The organism is Pantoea anthophila (assembly GCF_006494375.1).
Taxonomy (GTDB): Bacteria; Pseudomonadota; Gammaproteobacteria; order Enterobacterales; family Enterobacteriaceae; genus Pantoea; species Pantoea anthophila.
In genome coordinates this window covers 206,142-224,518 of sequence record NZ_VHIZ01000066.1, presented here as the reverse complement: position 1 = coordinate 224,518, position 18,377 = coordinate 206,142, and the positions used below count along the sequence as shown (strand labels likewise).

Below are 18,377 nucleotides of genomic sequence, written 5' to 3'. Positions count from 1 at the left end.
TAATAGAAATAAGTTCTTAGATCACTATCTGCAAACCTAAGTCAGAAATCGCAAATGCTGAAAATAGCTAAAGTAAGCAAAAATGTCAGGCGCTCACATTGTCCCTGTGATATTGATATGTGTTCCCATTCATTGCCTGTTAAGGTCTCAGTAACCCGATGTCGATTGAGAAAGTCGCTCAGCTGGCTGGCGTCTCCAAAGCCACGGTATCGCGGGTACTCAACGCGCATCCTGGCGTCAAGCCCGATACGCGTGAGAAAGTTCTGGCGGCGATCTCTGCCTGCGACTATCAGCCCAACTTACTGGCACGTCAGCTGCGTACGGCGCAAAGCCACATGCTGCTGGTGCTGATCTCAGATATCACCAATCCCTTCTGCTCTCGCGTGGTGCAGGGGATAGAGGCAGAAGCCGAGCTGCATGGCTATCACATCCTGCTCTGCAACTCCGCTTCGCAACTGCAGCGGGAAGCCGCCTATCTGAGTTTGCTGACCGGAAAAGTGGTGGATGGCGTGATTACCATGGATGCCGCGTCGGGCTTGCAGGATTTGCAGGCGCTGATCGCCGGTGCGCCGTGGGTGCAGTGCTGCGAGTTTGATCCGACGATCCCCGCCTCCTCGGTCACCATCGATCATCTTGAAGCTGCGCGTGACACCGTCCATTACCTGGCCGGTAAAGGACGTAAACGCATCGGGCTGGTGAATGGCGATATGCGCTACCTCTATTCACATCATCGTGAAAAGGGCTACCGGCAGGCACTGGAAGAGCTGGAGTATCCCTGGTCTGGCGTCGCTTATACCGATGAAATTTCCCCTGAGGCGGGCAGTCAGGCCGTGAAGGAGCTGCTGGCGCTGCCGGAACCGCCGGATGCGGTGTTTGCGGTTTCCGATGTGCTGGCGGTGGGCGTGGTGCATGCGGCACTGGAGGCAGGTCTGCGCGTACCGGAAGATCTGGCGGTGGTCGGTTTTGATGGGATTCCGTTCACCCGCAGCCTGAATCCGCCGCTGACCACCATCGAACAGCCGATGAACCAGCTGGGCGCTCGCAGCGTGCAGCTGCTGTTGCAGAAGATCCGTAATCCGAACGCGCCAGTAGTTCGCGAAGTGCTGCCCTGGACGCGCGTTGAACGCGCATCCAGTTAACTCAGTGCCAGATTAACAGCACGCAGGCGGCAGTCAGCAGCCCCATGGCGAGGTTGAAGATTTTCCAGGCGCGACGGCTGCGCAGAATGCGGCCAATCATCGCGCCGAATCCCATCCAGATTGCGCCCGACAGCAGATTGACCATAAACATGCCGATGCTTATCGCGGCAATCGAATGGCGATAAGCGTCCCCTGCCAGGCTGAAGCTGGCGACCGCACCCAGCGCCATCAGCCAGGCTTTGGGGTTGATCAGCTGCAGCACGCCCCCCTGCCAGAACGGCATCGGCGCGTCCGGGCCCTGGTCAGTTTCCAGCTTTTCATAGCTGGCTGTGGCGATTTTCCACGCCAGCCAGAGCAGATAGAGGCTGCCGGCGATTTTCAGCATCAGATGCAGTGACGGATAGAGCAGGATCAGGCCACCCACTCCAAAGGCCACCATCAGCAACATCACCTGCATGCCGATCATGATGCCAATCATCAGCGGAATGGTGCGCACAAAGCCAAAATTAGCGCCCGAGGCGGTGAGTAACATATTATTAGGGCCTGGCGTAATGGCAGCGACCCAGAGAAACCCTAACATCGATAAGAAAAGACTCAGTTCCATGGCAATCGGGTACTCCTTACCCCTGCAAGAAAAAACCTTTCGAAGCTAACAGTGTGATATGGAACAGACAAGCTTTTACCCCATGAAATTTACCGGACCCGGAAATGAGCGCTTTATCCCGCCGGGCTCACTGCGTAATGCGCATCTGCAGACCGTGCTGCCGCGCCTGTTGCGGCGCCATGTCACTCTCCAGCCCCACTGGCAGCGTCTCGATCTGCCGGATGGCGATTTTGTCGACCTCGCCTGGAGCGAAGATCCGCACACGGCGCAGCATAAACCGCGTGTGGTGCTGTTTCACGGTCTGGAGGGGAGTTTTCACAGCCCCTATATCCATGGCCTGATGGCAATCTGCCGTGCGCGCGGCTGGCTGGCGGTGGTGATGCATTTTCGCGGCTGCAGCGGCGAGCCTAACCGGCTGAACCGGATCTATCACTCCGGCGAGACTGACGATGCCCGCTTTTTCCTGCAGTGGCTGCACCGCCGCTGGGGACGCGTGCCCACCGCCGCCGTAGGCTTCTCGCTGGGCGGCAATATGCTGGGCTGCCTGCTGGGTCAGCAGGGTGCAGACGCCGGGGTTGATGCGGGCGTGATCGTCTCCGCCCCGCTGCAGCTGGAACCCTGCAGCCTGAGACTGGAGCGCGGCTTTTCCCGCGTCTATCAGTACTATCTGCTGGCGCAACTGAAGAAAAATGCCCGCCGCAAGCTACACGCCTGGCCGGATACGCTGCCGGTCAACCTGGCGCAACTGAAAGCCCTGCGGCGACTGCGTGATTTTGATGACGCGATCACGGCCCGTGCCCACGGGTTTGCGGATGCGACCGACTACTATCAGCGTGCCAGCGCCATGCCGTGGCTGAAGCAGGTCGAAACACCGCTGCTGATCATCCATGCGAAAGACGATCCCTTTATGAGCGATGAGGTGATCCCGCACAGCAGCCAATTATCTGCCACTATTACTTATCAACTGAGCCCACACGGCGGCCATGTCGGCTTTGTCGGTGGGACGTTACGTCAGCCCGAAATGTGGCTGGAACAGCGCATCCCCCAGTGGATCGCCCCTATTCTGGATAACTGATCGCGTGATTATTCCCTGGCAACAGGTCTCCCCGGAGACCCTCGAAAACCTGATTGAAACGTTTGTGCTGCGCGAAGGCACCGACTATGGCGAACAGGAGCGCAGCCTGGTCGACAAGGTCGCGGATGTGCGTCGGCAGCTGGAGTCTGGCGAAGTGGTGCTGGTATGGTCGGAACTGCATGAGTCGGTCAATATTATGCCGCGCAAAGAATTTCGCGGCTGATGCACCGGCGGGCATTTCATGATAACAATGCTCATTGCCCGACCACACAGGGAGCTTTTCTATGTCTGCTCGTCATCCCATTATCGCGGTGACCGGTTCCAGCGGCGCAGGAACCACCACCACCAGCCTCGCGTTTCGCAAAATCTTCCAGCAGCTAAATCTGCATGCGGCGGAGCTGGAAGGCGACAGCTTTCACCGCTTTACCCGCCCTGAAATGGATATGGCGATTCGTAAAGCGCGCGATTTAGGACGTCACGTCAGCTATTTCGGCCCGGAGGCCAACGACTTTGGCCTGCTGGAGCAGAGTTTCAAAGAGTATGGTCAAAGCGGACAGGGCCAGTCGCGTAAATATCTGCACACCTATGATGAGGCGGTGCCGTGGAATCAGGTGCCTGGCACCTTTACGCCGTGGCAGCCGCTGCCGCAGGACACCGATATTCTGTTCTATGAAGGCCTGCATGGCGGCGTGGTCACCGCGCAGCATAACGTCGCAGAACAGGTGGATCTGCTGGTGGGCGTGGTGCCGATTGTTAACCTTGAATGGATTCAGAAGCTGGTGCGGGACACCAGCGAGCGCGGCCACTCCCGCGAGGCAGTGATGGATTCGGTGGTGCGGTCGATGGAGGATTACATCAACTTCATTACGCCCCAGTTCTCCCGCACCCATATTAACTTTCAGCGCGTCCCGACCGTGGATACTTCGAACCCGTTTGCCGCCCGCGCTATCCCGTCACTGGATGAGAGCTTTGTGGTAATCCACTTCCAGGGATTGGAGGATATCGACTTCCCCTATCTGCTGGCGATGCTGCAGGGGTCGTTTATCTCGCACATCAATACGCTGGTAGTGCCCGGCGGTAAAATGGGGCTGGCGATGGAGCTGATCATGGGGCCGCTGGTGAAGCGGCTGATGGAAGGTAAACGGATAGAGTGAGCGGCCATAAAGGGCCTTTTCAAACGGATGACAAAACTGACACAGGGTAAATGTGGCAACCGCTGAGCAGGCTTCAGGGAGCATATAAGTTCAACACGCAGGGAACCGGGTCAGAAGAGGAAAGCGTCCCGCCGCCCGGATAAAAACGCCGGGAGCGTTTTTGAACAACGCAACGTGTTGGCCCGGCTACGGGCGCACCTCAGGGATGAGGTGCGTAATCGCGCGGGCCGAGCGGCCATGGATTGGCTCAAGCGACTTTCCGATCTGACCCGGTTTCCTGCGCAGGCACGGCCTCACACCGGACTGCCAGCAACTTTAAAAAAACCTGCGGCTATTACAGCTCAACCACCTCATAGCTATGCGTCATCGTCACACCTTTCCCCAGCATGATGGCCACCGAGCAATATTTTTCAGCAGAAAGATCCACCGCGCGTGAGACCGCTTTATCCTGGAGTGCTTTACCACTCACGATAAAATGCAGGTTGATGTGCGTAAAGATTCGCGGCGCCTCTTCACGACGTTCTGAGGTCAGTTTTACTTCACAATCAGCCACATCGTTGCGGCCTTTTTGCAGAATTGATACCACGTCGATCGCGCTGCATCCGCCCGCCGCCATCAGCACCATCTCCATTGGGCTGGGCGCTTTATCCCCTGAATTGCCATCCATCAGGATCTGATGGCCGGAGGATGACTCACCAAGGAATGTCATCCCTTCTACCCATTTCACTCTTGCCTGCATGATTTTTGCTCCGGAATACGCTGTTTTGTCGCCAGAGTACGCTTTCGCCTGATAAACAGCAATCCAGAGAAATCCGCCCTTAGCTGAAGCGAGACAACAGAAGACAGTCGGCAAAAGCTGTGCTACAAACAGAGCTGAAAATATTTTTCGTCACCCGATGGCGAAGCCGGGAAGAATGATGCGCACTGCGCCTGATGCGGCCCGAATAATTTCCTGAAAAGGAAACGCTTGAAGCTTTCACCGCCTGACAGGGAAAACTGCCCCCTGTATTTTGGGCACGATTACAACAGAGGATAATAGCGAATGGTTCTCGGCAAACCGCAAACAGACCCTACACTCGAATGGTTCCTGTCCCATTGCCATATTCACAAGTATCCATCCAAAAGTACGCTGATTCACCAAGGTGAAAAAGCTGAAACGCTTTACTACATCGTGAAAGGTTCCGTCGCGGTTCTGATCAAAGATGAAGAAGGCAAAGAGATGATTCTTTCCTACCTGAATCAGGGGGATTTCATCGGCGAGCTTGGCCTGTTTGAAGAAGGTCAGGAGCGCAGCGCCTGGGTTCGTGCTAAAAGCGCGTGCGAAGTGGCGGAGATCTCCTACAAGAAATTCCGCCAGCTGATTCAGGTGAACCCTGACATCCTGATGCGACTCTCGTCGCAGATGGCGCGTCGCCTGCAGGTAACGTCAGAAAAAGTGGGTAACCTCGCTTTCCTCGACGTGACCGGACGCATTGCACAGACTCTGCTTAACCTGGCGAAACAGCCAGATGCCATGACGCATCCCGACGGCATGCAAATTAAAATTACCCGTCAGGAAATTGGCCAGATTGTAGGTTGTTCACGCGAAACCGTGGGCCGTATTCTGAAGATGCTGGAAGATCAGAATCTGATCTCTGCACACGGCAAAACCATCGTCGTTTACGGCACCCGCTAATTCCTGTCATCCACGGCGTGATGTTCGCATCACGCCGTTATTGTTTGTGCTGAGCCGATGTGGCGTCGAATTATTTATCACCCTGAAGTGAACTATGCCCTGCGGCAAACGCTGGTGCTCTGCCTGCCGGTCGCGCTGGGCTGGCTGGCTGGCGACCTGCAAAAAGGTCTGCTGTTCTCGTTAGTTCCCGCCTGCTGCAACATTGCCGGTCTCGATACCCCGCATAAACGCTTCTTCAAACGTCTGATTGTGGGCGGCAGCCTGTTTGCGCTTGGCAGCTTCCTGATCCAATGGCTTACCCTGCATGCGGTTCCGCTGCCGCTGATCCTGTTTGCGATGCCCCTGCTGCTGGGCGTCACCGGGGAGATCAGCCCGCTGCATGGCCGCCTGCTCTCCGGCACCCTCATCGCCGCTATTTTTACCCTGAGCCTGACGGGCCGCATGCCCATCTATGTGCCACCGCTGCTCTATATCGGCGGTACCCTCTGGTATGGCGTGTTTAACTGGTTCTGGTTCTGGCTGTGGAAAGAGCAGCCGATGCGCGAAAGCCTGAGCCTGATCTACCGCGAGCTGGCGAACTACTGCGACGCCAAATATACCCTGCTGACGCAGCTGACCGATCCGGAGAAGGCCCTGCCACCGCTGCTGGCTCGGCAGCAGAAAGTGGTCGATTTGATCAACACCTGTTATCAGCAGATGCATATGCTGTCGGCGAGCCGCGACAACAGCCATAAACGGCTGACGCGCGCCTTTCAGGTGGCGCTGGATCTGCAGGAGCACATTTCGGTCAGCCTGCACCGGCCGGAAGAGGTGCAGAAACTGGTTGAGCAGAGCCATGCTGAAGCGGTGATCCGCTGGAACGCCAAAACCATCTCAGCCCGGCTGCGGGTGCTGGCCGATACCATTCTCTACCACCAGTTAGCCGATCGTTTTGCGATGGATAAACAGCTTGGCGCGCTGGAGAAGATCGCCCGTCAGCATCCCGACAATCCGGTGGGCCATTTCTGCCTTTATCACTTCAACCGCATTGCGCGGGTGCTGCGCACCCAGAAACCGCTTTACCAGCGCGACCTGATGGCTGACCGACAGCGCCGTCTGCCGCTGCTCCCGGCGCTGCGCAGCTACCTCTCATTTCGCTCCTCAGCGCTGCGCACTGCCGGTCGCTTTGCGGTCATGCTGATGCTGGGCAGCGCGCTGGCGCTCTTCTTCAACATCCCTAAGCCCTACTGGATTCTGATGACGATCATGTTCGTCAGCCAGAACGGCTACAGCGCCACCCGCGTCCGTATCCAGCACCGTGCGCTCGGCACCTTTGCCGGTCTGGTGGTCGCGGCGGCCACACTGCGTCTGGCGGTGCCGGAACCTGTCGTCCTGCTGGTGATGCTGGCGATTACCTTTATCAGCTATCGCTTTACCCGTCAGTTTTATGGCTGGTCGATGATTGGCTTTACGGTCACTGCGGTTTACTCGCTGCAGCTCCTCTCACTGAATGGCGCGCAGTTTCTGCTGCCGCGACTGATGGATACGCTGATGGGCTGTCTGATCGCCTTTGGCGGCATGATCTGGCTCTGGCCGCAGTGGCAGAGTGGCTTACTGCGGCAAAATGCCCATGACGCGCTGGAAACCTATCAGGATGCGCTGCGCCTCCTGCTGGGAGAGGAACAGGCACCCGGCAAGCTGGCTTATCAGCGCGTGCAGGTGAATCAGGCGCACAATGCGCTGTTTAACTCGCTGAATCAGGCGATGCAGGAGCCGGGTTTCAACGCCCAGTATCTGAAAGATATGCGGCTCTGGGTCACGCACAGCCAGTTTATCGTCGAGCACATCAATGCGATGACCATTCTGGCGCGTGAGCACACCATGCTGACCCCCTCGCTGGCGGAACGTTACCTGCAATCCTGTGAGATCGCGCTGCAACGCTGTCAGCAGCGGCTGGAATATGAGGGTGCCAGTTCGCAGGTTAATCTGCTGGATGAGCTGGGGAATATCAGTGAAGGACCGGTAACGGTGGTGGAGCAGCATGTGCGACGCATTCTCGATCATCTCAGCGTCATGCACACCATCTCCTCGCTGGCGTGGAGCCAGCGACCACAACATGGCCGCTGGCTGATCAGACACTTACGGAAGAAATCCGCTAGCCGTTGAGCACTTTGCCGACAGCCGTGGCAAAGCGGCTCATGCCCTCTTCGATGTCAGCAGGCTCGATGATCAGCGACGGGGCAAAACGCATCACGTCGGTGCCGGCGACCAGCACCATCACGCCTTCAGCGGCCGCGGCATTGAGGATATCGCGCGACCGTCCGGCATGCTGCGGTTTCAGCGCCGCGCCAATCAGCAGCCCCTTGCCGCGAATATCGCTGAACAGATCGTACTTCGCATCGATAGCCTGTAAGGCGTTCACAAAGTGCTGACGACGCGCCTCAACGCCTGACAGTACCTCTGGCGTATTGATGATATCGAGTGCGGTTTCGGCAATCGCACAGGCCAGCGGGTTGCCGCCGTAGGTAGTGCCATGCACGCCTGGCGCCATCGTCGAGGCGATCTCATTGGTGGTCAGCATGGCGCTGACCGGGAAACCGCCGCCCAGCGCTTTGGCTGAGGTCAGGATATCGGGCTGAACACCATAGTGCTCATAGGCGAACAGCTTGCCGCTGCGGCCCATACCGCTCTGCACTTCGTCCAGCACCAGCAGCGCCTGATGCTTATCGCACAGCTCACGCAGTCCCTGCATAAAGGCCTGCGTCGCGGGCATCACGCCGCCTTCGCCCTGAATCGGTTCCACCACGATGGCACAGGTGTGATCGTCGATAACCGCTTTTACCGCCTCCAGGTCATTGAACGGCACATGCACGATGTCCGCCGGTTTCGGGCCGAAGCCGTCTGAATATTTTGGCTGACCGCCAACCGTGACGGTAAACAGCGTCCGCCCGTGGAAGGCGTTATGAAAGGCGATGATCTTACTTTTGAAAGGGCTGTGACGTTTGCAGGCGTAGTAACGCGCCAGCTTAAAGGCGGCTTCGTTCGCTTCGGCACCGGAGTTAGCAAAGAAAACGCGCTCCGCAAAGGTGGACTGGATCAGCTTACTGGCCAGGCGCAGGGCCGGTTCGTTGGTGAAAACGTTGCTGGTATGCCACAGCGTTTCGCCCTGGCTTTTCAGCGCCTCCACCAGCGCCGGATGGCAGTGGCCCAGTGCGGTGACGGCGATCCCGCCGGAGAAATCGATATACTCTTTGCCCCGCTGATCCCATACACGACTGCCTTTGCCTTTTACCGGCACAAACTGCGCAGGTGCATAAACAGGCAAAATAACGTTATCGAACGTCTCCCGGGTAACCGCAATTTTTTCCGCCGCCATTGATGACCCCATTTGAATGATAGTTGTGCAACATTGAAATAATAATCACAAAATATGCATAAAAAATCACTCAAAGGCAACTTATTGCGTCAGGAAATTGCGCAGCAGCTGATGCCCCTGCTCGCTGAGAATGCTCTCGGGATGAAACTGCACGCCTTCCAGCGCCAGCGTTTTATGGCGGAAACCCATGATCTCGTCGGGCTCACCGTCGCGCAGACTCCAGGCGGTGACCTCGAACGTATCGGGCAGCGTCTCGCGCTGCACGATCAGCGAATGGTAACGGGTGACAGTCAGAGGATTGTTGAGATTGCGGAACACGCCTTTGCCGGTGTGCTGAATGGCGGAGGTTTTGCCGTGCATCACCTGACGGGCGCGGACCACCTGCGCACCATACGCCTGCGCGATAGCCTGATGACCCAGACAAACGCCCAGCACCGGCAGCTGCCCGGCAAAGTGGCGGATGGCCGCCAGTGAGATCCCCGACTCCGAAGGCGTACAGGGACCGGGAGAGATCACCAGATGGGTCAGCGGTAAGGCAGCCATCTGCTCCAGCGTGATGGCGTCATTGCGCACCACCTTAACCTGCGCATCCAGTTCGCAGAAATATTGATAAAGATTCCAGGTAAAGGAGTCGTAGTTGTCGATAAGCAGCAGCATGACTGATCCAGAATGATAAACCGCGCCGCTATTCTACGTGGTTAAGCCGCCTCACTCACCACTTTCGCAAAAACCGCCTCCAGCGGAGCCAGATCGCCCGCCACACCTGCCTGATTAGCCGCTTTCCAGCTCTCCGCATCGGTCTCTTCCCACGTCAGCAGATACCCGGCATGCAGCGCCAGCTGTTCGAAGAAGATGCGCTGGGCCCGCCCGTTGCCATGGCGGAACGGATGCAGCATGTTAATTTCACAATAGTAGTGGGCGATACGCGGGATAAAGGCGTCACGCGGGAGGTCAGCCAGCCCCTTCTCCTCTTCCAGCGCGGCCATCAGGGCGTTGCCCTCTTTTTCGATATATTCGAAATGACAGAACGGCGTCTCATCGCGCCAGATATCGATGGTGCGCAGTTCACCGGCCCAGCTGTAGAGATCCTGGAACAGGGTGCGGTGAATCTGACGCAGCCAGGGCAAACCGGGGTTGCGGGGCCCCAGTTCCAGCGTGGCGAGACGCGCCGCACTGAAGCTCAGCTCCGCCTTACGCAACTGGGCGGCATCGTGAATTTCGGCCAGATTTTTCAGCACATTGTCGTGCTGCCACAGGTAAGGGTCCTGGCTGACGGCGCTGTTAGAGTCCATATTGCCTCCTCAGTGACGCCAGACGCGTTTCCGCATCGTCACTCTTCACGCTGATCTCATTCGGTGTGAAGCCCTCCAGCCGACAGCTGGCCTGATAGCTGGCGCTGCGCCGCTGTTGCCACAGTGTGACCTTCTGTTTTTCGGTGAGTTTGTTCGCCATGCCGCCTCCTGCTCAGGTTTTTGCCCTAAGTATAAGAGCAAATTCTGGCTTTGCCGGAGGCGGCGGGCGATCGCCATCCGCAGATGGCGACAAAAGGCGTTAAGGCAGGACTTTCGCGGAGAGGATAACGACCGGTTTAGACGGGACATTCTGGTAAGGGCCAACATCTTTGGTCGGCACCTGAGAAATTTTTTCAACCACATCCTGGCCTTTCACAATCTTACCGAAAACGGCGTAGCCAAAATCGCGCTGTCCATGGTCAAGGAAGGCGTTATCCGCCACGTTGAGGAAGAACTGGCTGGTCGCGCTGTCTTTATCCGCAGTACGCGCCATCGAGATGGTGCCACGCAGGTTGCGCAGGCCATTATCGGCTTCATTTTTGATCGGCGCGTTGGTCTGCTTCTGCTGCATATCGGTGGTGAAACCGCCGCCCTGCACCATAAAGCCCGGGATCACGCGGTGAAAAATGGTGTTGTTGTAAAAACCGCTGTTAACGTAATCAACGAAGTTTTTTACGGTAACCGGCGCTTTCTGGTTATTCAGTTCGAGTTCGATATTACCGGCGGAGGTGGTAAGCAGAACGTGCGTGTCGCCTTTTGCGGCCAGCGCCTGGGCGGAAACAGATGAGAGCGCTAACAGGGTAATGGCCGCTGTTAAAGTACGTTTGAACATGAAAGGTTCCTTACCCTGGAGAGTGGGGATCGAAAAAAGTGATTAAGTGTAAAGAGCATGGAATACAAGAGCCAGCGTTTTACCTATATTTACGCTGCCTGCGCAAAAGCGAGACGCAAACGTTAACCCTCAGCAATTACGTGATTAAAATCACACAACACATGAAATTTGGATCTGTAGTTTCACTGCTTGTTTATTAAGATCACAGTTCCGTTTACACTTTCTGACACTTTTTGGCACCCGGTCCCTAACAGGTTCAGAACATGACAAACCGAAATCGTATTGGCCTTACCTGGATAAGCTTTTTCTCCTATGCGCTGACGGGCGCACTGGTAATCGTTACCGGCATGGTAATGGGCGATATCGCAAAAGATTTCCAGATCCCTGTCTCCAGCATGAGTAACACCTTCACCTTCCTCAACAGCGGCATCCTGGCTGCGGTCTTCCTGAATGCCTGGCTGATGGTGATTGTGCCCCTGAAGCGCCAGCTGATTTTCGGCTTCGTTCTGATGGTCCTGGCGATCGTCGGATTGATGACCAGCCGCGATCTGACCATCTTCTCGCTCTGTATGTTTGTGCTGGGCGTGGTCAGCGGCATTACCATGTCGATCGGCACCTTCCTGATCACCCATCTGTATGAGGGTCGTCAGCGTGGTTCCCGCCTGCTCTTCACGGACTCCTTCTTCAGCATGGCGGGCACGCTGTTTCCGGTCCTGGCCGGGATCCTGCTGGCGCGTCAGCTGCCGTGGTACTGGGTCTACGTCTGCATCGGCTTCATCTACGTCGCGATCTTCATCATGACGCTGTGTGTGGAGTTCCCGGTGCTGCGCAAGCCTGAAAACAGCCCGACGGTGGAAAAAGAGAAATGGGGTCTGGGCGTGCTGCTGCTGGCAGTGGCGGCTCTCTGCTACATTCTCGGCCAGCTGGGCTTCATCTCCTGGGTGCCGGAATATGCCACCAAAGTCATGGGCATGAACATCAATGATGCCGGACAGCTGGTGGGCAGCTTCTGGACAGCCTATATGGTCGGCATGTGGGTCTTCAGCTTCCTGCTGCGCTTCTTCGACCTGCAGCGCATTCTGATGGTGCTGGCGGGTCTGGCCACGGTGCTGATGTACTGGTTCGTCAGCAGCAACGATGCCGGCATGCTGAAATGGATCATCATGATTCTTGGCTTCAGCTCCAGTGCGATCTACACCACCATCATCACGCTGGGTTCGCTGCAGACCAAAGTCGCCTCACCGAAGCTGGTGAACTTTATCCTGACCTGTGGCACCGTCGGCACCATGCTGACCTTTGTGGTGACGGCGCCTATCGTTGAGAAAAGCGGAGTGCATACCGCACTGGTGACCGCCAACGCGCTTTACGCGGTGGTGTTTGTCATGTGTGCGCTGCTCGGCTTTGTCAGCCGTCATCGTACGCACGGTCACATCACGCATTAATGCTTCAGGGCGGCGATTCATCGCCGCCCTGCTCGTTAACGCCGGAAATCTATGCGCTCCCGCTCCCGCCAGTAAATTTCACTTTCCGCCGGTTTTGTTTCGGCCACGACGGTGCCACGCCGCACCGAGTAGCGCACCGGAACCTGCCTTCTCACCGCATCAAAGCCACTCTCAGCCGGCAGAATGATCAGGCTCGCCTCGTTGCCGCTCTGAATGCCATAGCCTGCAAGCTGCATCGTCTTCGCGCTGTTATGCGTAATCAGATCCAGCCCCGCATCAATCTGCTCGTAGCCCATCAGCTGACAGACATGTAAGCCCATGTGCAGCACCTGCAGCATGCTGGCAGTTCCGAGCGGATACCAGGGATCAAACACGTCGTCGTGACCGAAGCAGACGTTGATCTCCGCCTCCAGCATCTCTTTCACCCGCGTAATGCCGCGCCGCTTAGGATAGGTGTCGAAACGCCCCTGCAGATGAATATTGACCAGCGGGTTCGCGACAAAGTTAATGCCCGACAGCTTCAGCAGGCGGAACAGCCGCGAAGTGTAGGCACCGTTATAGGAGTGCATGGCGGTGGTGTGGCTGGCGGTCACGCGTGCGCCGTTGCCGTCGCGGTGGGCCAGCGCCGCCACGGTTTCCACAAAGCGCGACTGCTCATCATCGATCTCATCGCAGTGAACATCGATCAGCCGGTCGTAGCGGTTCGCCAGCGCAAAGGTCTTATGCAGCGACTCCACGCCATATTCGCGGGTAAATTCATAGTGCGGAATCGCCCCGACCACATCAGCACCCAGCCGCAGCGCCTCCTCCAGCAGCGCCTCCCCGTTGGGATAGGAGAGGATCCCCTCCTGCGGAAAGGCGACGATCTGCAGGGTTATCCAGGGGGCCACCTCCGCCTTCAGCTCCAGCATCGCTTTGAGCGCCGTCAGGGAGGGATCGGAGACGTCAACGTGGGTGCGAACAAACTGGATGCCGTTGGCGATTTGCCACTTCAGCGTCTGCATCGCCCGCTGTTTAACATCCTCGTGACTGAGCATCGCCTTGCGTTCCGCCCAGCGCTCTATGCCTTCAAACAGGGTGCCGGACTGATTCCACGCGGGCTGACCCGCGGTCTGGGTGGTATCCAGATGAATGTGTGGCTCAATAAAGGGCGCACAGGCCAGACCGCCCTCGCCGTCCAGTGACTGATCGGCCGGTGTCGCCTGCTGGGGCTGGGCCGAGAGGCGGACAATCCTGCCGTCGGCAATTTCGATCTGCCACAGACCTTCCCGCCAGGGTAAACGCACGTTGTTAATCCACTTGGGTGACCGCATTGCCAGCTCCTTATCCGGGTTTTGGTTAAAACTAGCACGAATCGTCGTCCCGGCCGCAATACCGGATTATCAGCGGGTTAGCTCTTCCGGATAAAATCAATTCAAATCAACCACCTAACTCTAAATAGGTATATGGCCGGGTGGTTGATGTACATCAATAAGCGCCAGAAAGGGCGCGCTATTGTAGCCGCAGAAATCGCAAATCTGAGGCAAAAATGAGCAAGCACAATGTCGTCGTTATCGGTAACGGCATGGTCGGCCACCGCTTCATAGAAGAGTTAATGGAGAAAGCGGAACCTGACCGGTTTTCGCTGACCGTCTTTTGTGAAGAACCGCGCGTCGCCTACGATCGTGTCCACCTCTCGGCTTACTTCTCCCACCACACCGCAGAAGAACTCTCGCTGGTGCGTAAAGGGTATTACGAGAAACATCAGGTCACGCTGCTGCTGGGCGAGCGCGCCATCGCCCTTAACCGTGATGAGAAACTGATCCACTCCAGCACCGGTCGCACGGTCCGCTACGACACGCTGATTTTTGCCACCGGCTCTTATCCCTGGGTCCCGCCGATTAAGGGAGCGGACGGCAGCGACTGCTTTGTCTACCGCACCCTTGAGGATCTTGATGCGATTGAGGCCTGCTCACGCCGCAGCTCACGTGGCGCGGTGATTGGCGGGGGTCTGCTGGGCCTGGAAGCGGCGGGTGCCCTGAAAAATCTGGGCATAGAAACCCACGTTATAGAATTTGCCCCCGTGCTGATGGCAGAACAGCTGGATCAGCAAGGCGGAGAGCAGCTCCGTCGCAGGATCGAAGAGATGGGTGTACGGGTCCACACCGGCAAAAATACCCAACAGATTGTGCATCATGCACAGGGCGGCAAAACGCTGCAGTTTGCCGATGGCAGCACGCTGGCGGTCGATTTTATCGTCTTCTCCACCGGTATCCGTCCGCAGGACGCGCTGGCGAAGCAGTGTGGCTTGACGCTGGGGCCGCGCGGCGGCATCGCGATTGATGACCAGTGTCGCACCAGCGACCCCGCTATCTACGCGATAGGTGAATGTGCCGCCTGGCAGAATCGGGCCTATGGCCTGGTGGCACCGGGGTACAAAATGGCCCAGGTTGCCAGCGACCATCTGCTGGGCCGCGACAATGCCTTTACCGGCGCGGACATGAGCGCGAAACTCAAGCTGCTCGGGGTCGATGTCGGCGGGATTGGTGATACGCGCGGCATCACGCCGGGTGCCCGCAGCGTGGTCTGGCTGGACGAAGGCAAATCGATCTATAAACGCCTGATTCTCAGTGAGGATCAGAAAACCCTGCTGGGGGCCGTGCTGGTGGGCGACACCCGCGACTTTGGCAACCTGCTGCAGCTGGTGCTGAACGCGATTCCGCTGCCAGACCAGCCGGAAGCGCTGATTCTGCCCACAGGCAGCGGTGAAAAACCGGCTATCGGCGTCGACTCTCTGCCGGAGAGCGCGCAAATCTGCTCCTGCTTCGACGTCACTAAAGGCGATATTGTGCAGGCGGTACAGGCGGGCTGCCACACCGTGGCTGCACTGAAAACCACCACCCGTGCAGGCACCGGCTGCGGCGGTTGTATTCCGCTGCTCACACAGGTGCTCAACAGTGAGCTCAGCCGCCAGGGGATTGCGGTCAGCGACCATCTTTGCGCCCATTTTGCGTATTCCCGTCAGGCGCTGTATCACCTGATTCAGGTGGAAGAGATCAAAACTTTTGATGAACTGCTGGCCCGCTATGGCCAGGGCTACGGCTGTGAAGTCTGCAAGCCCACGGTGGGTTCGCTGCTCGCCTCCTGCTGGAATGAGTATGTGCTCAAACCCCAGCACGCGCCGCTGCAGGACAGTAATGACCTCTGCCTGGGCAATATTCAGAAGGATGGCACCTACTCCGTGATCCCGCGCTCCCCCGGTGGGGAAATCACGCCGCAGGGACTGAAAGCGATAGGTGAGATCGCCGGGCGCTACCAGCTCTACACCAAAATCACCGGCTCACAGCGCATCGGCCTTTTCGGGGCGCAGAAAGACGATCTGCCCGCCATCTGGTCACAGCTGATCGACGCCGGCTTCGAAACCGGCCAGGCCTACGCTAAGGCACTGCGAATGGCGAAAACCTGCGTCGGCAGCGCCTGGTGCCGCTATGGAGTCGGCGACAGTCTCGCTCTGGGCGTGATGCTGGAGAACCGCTACAAAGGCATCCGCACCCCGCATAAGATGAAATTTGGCGTCTCCGGCTGCACCCGAGAGTGCGCGGAAGCCCAGGGGAAAGATGTCGGCATCATCGCCACCGAAAAAGGCTGGAACCTTTACGTCTGCGGCAACGGCGGCATGAAGCCGCGGCATGGCGACCTGCTGGCCGCCGATCTGGATCAGGAGACCCTGATCGCCGCGCTTGACCGCTTCATGATGTTCTATATCCGTACTGCCGATCGTCTGCAGCGCACCTCGCTGTGGCTGGAGAGCATGGAGGGCGGTATCGACTATCTGCGTTCGGTGATCATGGATGACCGGCTCGGTCTCAACAGCCAGCTGGAGCAGCAGCTGGCTGCGCTGCGCGCCACTGTCCGCTGTGAATGGAAAGTCACGCTGGAAGAGGAACCGTCCCTGTCGCGCTTCGCCCACTTTATCAACTCGCCGCAGCGCGACCCTGGCATACAGCGGGTGGCCGAACGCGACCAGCACCGTCCGGCCCGCGCCGATGAGCGTATTGCCATCACCCTGACAGAGGAGACGAAATCATGAGCCAGTGGCATCCGGTGTGCGCGCTGACGCAGATCCTGCCCGCCACGGGCGTCTGTGCGCTGGTCAGCGGCGAGCAGATCGCCATCTTCCGTCCACGCGATGATGAACAGCTCTATGCCATCAGCAATATCGACCCGTTCGCCGGGGCCAGTGTGCTGTCGCGCGGCATCATCGCGGAACATCAGGATGCGCTCTGGGTGGCCAGCCCGCTGAAAAAGCAGCGTTTTCGTCTCAGCGATGGTGTCTGTATGGAGGATGCCTCGCGCAACGTGGCCGCCTGGCCGGTGCGGGTCAATGCCGGACAGGTCGAAGTCTGCCTGTAACTCTCTTCACAGCCCGCTCCGGCGGGCTTTTTTAAGGATCGCTGATGGACTACTTCCCCCTCTTCTGCCGCCTGCAGGGCCGGCGCTGTCTGCTGGTGGGTGCGGGTGATGTGGCGGAGCGCAAAGCCCGCCTGCTGCTGGAAGCCGGTGCCGAACTCCGGGTGGGTGCCCCTGATTTTTCGCCCGCCTTCCGGGCGTGGGCACAGAAGCGTGCGGTTACGCTGCTGCCGGGACATTTCGATCCGCACTGGCTAAACGGCTGCTGGCTGGTGGTGGCCGCCACCAGCGACAACGCGGTCAATCAGCAGGTGGCGGAAGCGGCGGAAAGGCAGCAGATCTTCTGTAACCTGGTGGATGCACCGCAGCAGGCCAGCGCGATTGTGCCATCGATCATCGATCGTTCCCCGCTGATGGTGGCGGTGTCGTCCGGCGGACGGGCGCCGGTGCTGGCGCGCCTGCTGCGGGAGAAGCTGGAGGCGAGGCTGCCGCAACATCTCGGCCAGCTGGCGCAGCTGGCCGGTCACCTGCGCGCGCGGGTGAAAAAGCAGTATGGCGCGCCAGGTGCCCGCCGCCGCTTCTGGGAGCGCTTCTTTCACAGCGAGCGACTGGCGCAATCGCTGGCGAACGGCGACAGGCCGCGTGCAGAGCAGATCGCTGACGCGCTTTTTGACGCCGATCCGGCCCGCCAGGGGGAGGTGGCGCTGGTCGGTGCCGGGCCAGGCGATGCCGGACTACTGACCCTGAAAGGCTTACAGCTTATTCAGCAGGCGGACGTCATCGTCTATGACCGCCTGGTCTCCGATGCGGTCCTGGATCTGGTGCGCCGCGATGCCGAGCGTATCTTCGTGGGTAAACGCGCCGGACATCACTGCGTGCCGCAGGCGTCGATTAATCAGCTGCTCTGCGAACAGGCGCAGCGCGGAAAGCGGGTGGTACGGCTGAAAGGGGGCGATCCCTTTATCTTTGGACGGGGCGGCGAAGAGCTGGAGGCGCTGGCACAGCAGCAGATCCCTTTCAGCGTGGTGCCAGGGATCACCGCCGCGTCAGGCTGCGCGGCCTACAGCGGCATTCCCCTGACCCACCGCAATCATGCGCAGAGCGTCAGGCTGGTTACCGGCCATCTGCAGAAAACGGGCACCCTCGCCTGGCAGACGCTGGCGGCGGAACAGCAGACGCTGGTCTTTTACATGGGGCTGACGCAGGCCGCAGAGATAGCGCAGCAGCTGATCCGACACGGGATGCGCAGCGACATGCCGGTGGCGCTGGTGGAGAACGGCACCACACCGCGTCAGCGGGTGGTGACCGGCACGCTGAGCGAACTGGAGAGTCTGGCCGGACAGGTGAGCAGTCCGGGTCTGGTCATCATAGGCAGCGTGGTCAGTCTGCGCGAGACGCTGCGCTGGTTCTGAATCGACAA

The 18,377-nt window shown here is 58.4% G+C and carries 18 protein-coding genes; 10 read left to right on the top strand and 8 right to left on the bottom strand.

The window, feature by feature from the left end; translation table 11 throughout:
• Nucleotides 1-158: 158 nt before the first annotated feature.
• Entirely contained in the window at nucleotides 159-1,139 is a 981-nt protein-coding gene (locus FJW00_RS22155; protein WP_009087636.1) for a LacI family DNA-binding transcriptional regulator, read from the top strand.
• A 1-nt stretch (nucleotide 1,140) separates the two neighbouring features.
• Here FJW00_RS22155 and FJW00_RS22150 read toward each other — a convergent pair whose 3' ends face one another.
• Nucleotides 1,141-1,743, bottom strand: a complete 603-nt coding sequence (locus FJW00_RS22150) for a LysE family translocator (protein WP_009087637.1) — start codon at nucleotides 1,741-1,743, stop codon at nucleotides 1,141-1,143.
• Nucleotides 1,744-1,801: 58 nt separating this feature from the next.
• Between FJW00_RS22150 and FJW00_RS22145 the strand changes: the two genes are divergently transcribed.
• The 3 genes from FJW00_RS22145 to FJW00_RS22135 all read left to right on the top strand — a co-directional run bounded on the left by FJW00_RS22145 (nucleotide 1,802) and on the right by FJW00_RS22135 (nucleotide 3,972).
• Entirely contained in the window at nucleotides 1,802-2,818 is a 1,017-nt protein-coding gene (locus FJW00_RS22145; RefSeq protein ID WP_046100708.1) for a hydrolase, read from the top strand.
• A gap of 4 nt (nucleotides 2,819-2,822) precedes the next feature.
• A complete protein-coding gene (locus tag FJW00_RS22140) occupies nucleotides 2,823-3,041 on the top strand; it encodes a YheU family protein (RefSeq protein ID WP_009087640.1) in 219 nt (72 codons plus the stop codon).
• Nucleotides 3,042-3,102: 61 nt separating this feature from the next.
• Nucleotides 3,103-3,972, top strand: coding sequence for a phosphoribulokinase (locus FJW00_RS22135; RefSeq protein WP_009087643.1), 870 nt, complete (start codon nucleotides 3,103-3,105; stop codon nucleotides 3,970-3,972).
• 334 nt (nucleotides 3,973-4,306) lie between these two features.
• On the opposite strand, the gene FJW00_RS22130 is transcribed toward FJW00_RS22135, so the two are convergent.
• On the bottom strand, nucleotides 4,307-4,711 hold the full coding sequence (locus FJW00_RS22130) for an OsmC family protein (protein WP_009087644.1): 405 nt from the start codon (nucleotides 4,709-4,711) through the stop codon (nucleotides 4,307-4,309).
• Between the two features lie 303 nt (nucleotides 4,712-5,014).
• Here FJW00_RS22130 and crp point away from each other — a divergent pair, with 303 nt between their 5' ends.
• Together crp and FJW00_RS22120 are read left to right on the top strand one after the other, a co-directional pair.
• The gene (crp, locus tag FJW00_RS22125; RefSeq protein ID WP_003852956.1) at nucleotides 5,015-5,647 is read left to right on the top strand and encodes a cAMP-activated global transcriptional regulator CRP; all 633 of its coding nucleotides are present in this window, start codon (nucleotides 5,015-5,017) and stop codon (nucleotides 5,645-5,647) included.
• A 57-nt stretch (nucleotides 5,648-5,704) separates the two neighbouring features.
• Nucleotides 5,705-7,792, top strand: a complete 2,088-nt coding sequence (locus FJW00_RS22120) for a YccS/YhfK family putative transporter (protein WP_009087646.1) — start codon at nucleotides 5,705-5,707, stop codon at nucleotides 7,790-7,792.
• On the opposite strand, the gene argD is transcribed toward FJW00_RS22120, so the two are convergent.
• The 5 genes from argD to ppiA all read right to left on the bottom strand — a co-directional run bounded on the left by argD (nucleotide 7,782) and on the right by ppiA (nucleotide 11,126).
• Entirely contained in the window at nucleotides 7,782-9,002 is a 1,221-nt protein-coding gene (gene argD / locus FJW00_RS22115; protein WP_140925664.1) for a bifunctional acetylornithine/succinyldiaminopimelate transaminase, read from the bottom strand. The two genes, FJW00_RS22120 and argD, sit on opposite strands and share 11 nt — an antisense overlap.
• 81 nt (nucleotides 9,003-9,083) lie before the next feature.
• Nucleotides 9,084-9,659, bottom strand: a complete 576-nt coding sequence (locus tag FJW00_RS22110; protein ID WP_140925663.1) for an aminodeoxychorismate/anthranilate synthase component II — start codon at nucleotides 9,657-9,659, stop codon at nucleotides 9,084-9,086.
• Nucleotides 9,660-9,700: 41 nt separating this feature from the next.
• Entirely contained in the window at nucleotides 9,701-10,294 is a 594-nt protein-coding gene (locus FJW00_RS22105; protein WP_009087652.1) for a putative adenosine monophosphate-protein transferase Fic, read from the bottom strand.
• Nucleotides 10,284-10,454: a YhfG family protein gene (locus FJW00_RS22100; protein ID WP_009087653.1), complete on the bottom strand. Its 171-nt coding sequence runs from the start codon at nucleotides 10,452-10,454 to the stop codon at nucleotides 10,284-10,286. The genes FJW00_RS22105 and FJW00_RS22100 overlap by 11 nt, the downstream gene beginning before the upstream one ends.
• Nucleotides 10,455-10,553: 99 nt before the next feature.
• On the bottom strand, nucleotides 10,554-11,126 hold the full coding sequence (gene ppiA, locus FJW00_RS22095) for a peptidylprolyl isomerase A (protein WP_111207891.1): 573 nt from the start codon (nucleotides 11,124-11,126) through the stop codon (nucleotides 10,554-10,556).
• 263 nt (nucleotides 11,127-11,389) lie between these two features.
• Here ppiA and tsgA point away from each other — a divergent pair, with 263 nt between their 5' ends.
• On the top strand, nucleotides 11,390-12,568 hold the full coding sequence (tsgA, locus tag FJW00_RS22090; RefSeq protein ID WP_140925662.1) for an MFS transporter TsgA: 1,179 nt from the start codon (nucleotides 11,390-11,392) through the stop codon (nucleotides 12,566-12,568).
• Between the two features lie 35 nt (nucleotides 12,569-12,603).
• Here tsgA and FJW00_RS22085 read toward each other — a convergent pair whose 3' ends face one another.
• Nucleotides 12,604-13,881, bottom strand: coding sequence for a cytosine deaminase (locus tag FJW00_RS22085; RefSeq protein ID WP_140925661.1), 1,278 nt, complete (start codon nucleotides 13,879-13,881; stop codon nucleotides 12,604-12,606).
• A gap of 215 nt (nucleotides 13,882-14,096) precedes the next feature.
• On the opposite strand from FJW00_RS22085, the gene nirB reads away from it, so the two are divergent.
• Genes nirB through cysG form a run of 3 tightly spaced genes read left to right on the top strand, consistent with a single transcriptional unit; the run spans nucleotide 14,097 to nucleotide 18,369 of the window.
• Entirely contained in the window at nucleotides 14,097-16,637 is a 2,541-nt protein-coding gene (gene nirB, locus FJW00_RS22080; protein ID WP_140925660.1) for a nitrite reductase large subunit NirB, read from the top strand.
• Nucleotides 16,634-16,960, top strand: coding sequence for a nitrite reductase small subunit NirD (gene nirD / locus FJW00_RS22075; protein ID WP_140925659.1), 327 nt, complete (start codon nucleotides 16,634-16,636; stop codon nucleotides 16,958-16,960). Before nirB ends, nirD begins: the two co-directional genes overlap by 4 nt.
• 44 nt (nucleotides 16,961-17,004) lie before the next feature.
• On the top strand, nucleotides 17,005-18,369 hold the full coding sequence (gene cysG / locus FJW00_RS22070) for a siroheme synthase CysG (protein WP_140925658.1): 1,365 nt from the start codon (nucleotides 17,005-17,007) through the stop codon (nucleotides 18,367-18,369).
• Nucleotides 18,370-18,377 lie beyond the last annotated feature (8 nt).